We start from the raw sequence: 2,898 nt of genomic DNA, 5'->3' as shown, positions 1-2,898 counted from the left end.
TATCAAAATATTATTTAATACGAGTATTCATTAATATACTCGTTATTATTGCTAGGATATAGCTATCCTAGCAAAGTATTTTATAATCCTCCAACCACGCATGGATTCATAGTTTTAGAATTATCACTTACTATGCAAATTTTTCCTTTTTGCATAAGAGAAGCTTCTTCAACTTCATTTTTTTCCTCTTCATCTACAACTGCAGTATTACTTAGTTTGTCTGAATCTTGTTTTTGAAGAGATGATACTACTTGACTAGCATCAGATCCATTACTTGTGTCTCCATTATTATCATTTCCATTATTTGTACTTGGATTTATAATAACAGCACTTAAAGTAGGTGTTTCTGGAGTACTTGAAGAAACGCCATAGGTTCTAAAATTATCTTTGTCAATTTTTATTTGTGCAAGTAAATCTATGTTTTCATCTTGCAATTTTTCATTTTTTTCCAATAAAACTTCAATACTAGCCACAATTAGATTAAGTCTTTTTTGAGCTATTGACAACTCATTTTCATCTAAAAGTCCTTTGTTGATAGAATTTACAAGACTATTGTACTCATCTTGCAATCTTTTTATCTCTGTATTATTGCTAGTTATATCTTCGTTATTATTTTTGATACTGTTTACAGGATTTATTAAAGATTTAACATAAGCTCTTAGTGCTTCACCTTGCTTTAAAGCATCAGAATGTTTATTGCCCGCTTCATCTTTTAAAATTTCAAAAGTTGTTTCAACTCCGCTTTCAAATTTAGAATCTTTAGCATCATTTTTGCTATAAGCTAGTATAAAATCCATACTTTGAACTAAAGAATGTGCCAAATTTTCTCTTTCTTTCTTTGTATATTTACTTTTATCAAGCAAGAAATTACTTAAAAATTCTACCTTTGACTTAGTATCGCTTAACTTATCATAAGCCTCTAAAAATGCTTGCAAAGTATTTAAATCTATCGCATAAGAATGTCCTTTTAAAGAGTTAAAGATATCTCTTACTATACTCTCATAAAGATCATCTTGTGTTAGTGTTGCTTGATCATTTTTTGCTTCTTGTGCGCTTAGGTATTCTTTTTCTGAAGGTTTAATACTATCTTTATCAAAGTTAGAACCTTTAATGCTATTCATTCCATTTTGAAATTCAGGATCATTAAAATCACCCACATTTTTATCTATATATTTATCATATTTACCGGCAGTATCAATAGGATTTCCATAAAAATAAACATTTGTAGTATTATAGTTTATTGTTTCGCCATAATTACTATTATGAGCTATAAATTTTCCATAGTGAGTATTAGTATGATCTTTACTATTAACAATAAACTTTGCATCATCATTATAATGCATATATACATTATTAAACAAAATATCTTGTTTGTTTATACTTTTATCTATGTATATATGCCCTATAAAACCACCAATAATAGAGCCATTATCCGCTTTAGCACGCATATTCCCCATATTTTTTAAAACAATATTATTAAATGCATTATTACTAGTCATATAAGCACTTCCAATAAAACCACCTAAATAATTAAACCAATAAGCTCCATTTACAGTAATCTTATCAATACCATCTATAACAATATTATCAAATGCTTTATCTCCAACTTTAGCGCTTCCAATAAAACCACCAACAGAATTATTGCCTCCACCTAATCCTGTTACATCAATATTTGAAATTTTTCTTATGGTGATATTTTGAAATTTACTATGAGTATCTCTACCAGCAAAACTACCAGCATATACTATATGATCTTTAGATTCACCTTTAATACTATTAATTGTGTCGATAAAAATATTGGTAAATTTAGCTCCATCAGATGATCCAACAAAACCACCTATATTATTGGACTTATTTGCATTATTAAATATTTCACCAATTGAATTAATACCTACATTTGTATAATCGCCTTGTGTTGTCATTCCAACAAAACCACCAACATAAGCATTATCTCCATTAACTTCAATTTTTTTTACATTGCTTAAATTGATATTATTAAATGAAGATTTATAAACATTGCCAACAAAACTTCCAACTCCACCTACGACATTGCCACTTGTTGTTGCTTTAATAATCCCATTATTATAATCAATGGTTATATTTTCAAAAGTAGCATTTTTAGCACTACCAAATATACCTACATATCCAGGTTTATAAGATAATTTTGTAGTGTCTATGATAATATTACTTAAGGTATAACCTTGCCCATCGAATGTTTTATCAAAGGATGTTGTATGTCCTACTATCATATTAGTACAACCAAGCCCATCTATACAATAATTTGCATAGTTTTGCCAATCTTTACCTTCCTGACCTTTACCTTGATTTCCACCAAAATCTATATCATTAGTAAGTTTAAAGGTATTTCCTGCTACATTATTTCTAAAATCAGCTTTTTCATTCCACCCTTTAGCAAAGTGCCACCAGTCAACATCAGAGCCTATGCTAATATATTGATTATATGTTTTTTTAATTTTATTATCTACATTATTAAATTCATTATATTTTCTTTTAGGATCATAGTAATATCCTGTAGCACTTAAGTACAATGTTCCTTTGCCTGCTTCAACATTTACTTTTTGTACTTTTGTAGTTCCTACATCTACATAAACTTCATTGCCTTTTAAATTTAGCTTATTAGTTTCTATTTTGTTTAAGCTTCCTTTGTCAAAACCTGCTTCAAGCACTATTTTGTTACCTTGCAAGGTAATGCTATCAGTTGAATTTATCTTTCCTAAATTTACAACATTTCCACTATTTGGCTTGATTTTAGGCGAAAATGCTTGTGGATTGTCAAAGCTAAGATTTTTAAAAGTATTAAAATCATCATTACTTAAAGTAGCAGTTGAAGCCATAAAATTTTTAGCATTGATAATTGATCCGCTCTTTTCTATAATA

The 2,898-nt window shown here is 28.5% G+C and carries 1 protein-coding gene; it reads right to left on the bottom strand.

Annotation, left to right across the window (positions count from 1 at the left end; genetic code table 11):
* Positions 1 to 80 precede the first annotated feature (80 nt).
* Positions 81 to 2,898, bottom strand: a 2,818-nt coding sequence (locus tag L8U98_RS08055) for a hypothetical protein (RefSeq protein ID WP_263725488.1), incomplete at its 5' end; no start/stop codon positions are given.

Source organism: Campylobacter sp. RKI_CA19_01128, assembly GCF_025771175.1.
Classification (GTDB): domain Bacteria; phylum Campylobacterota; class Campylobacteria; order Campylobacterales; family Campylobacteraceae; genus Campylobacter_D.
Note: the sequence above shows the minus strand (reverse complement) of the source record. Positions and strands in the feature narration are given on the sequence as shown.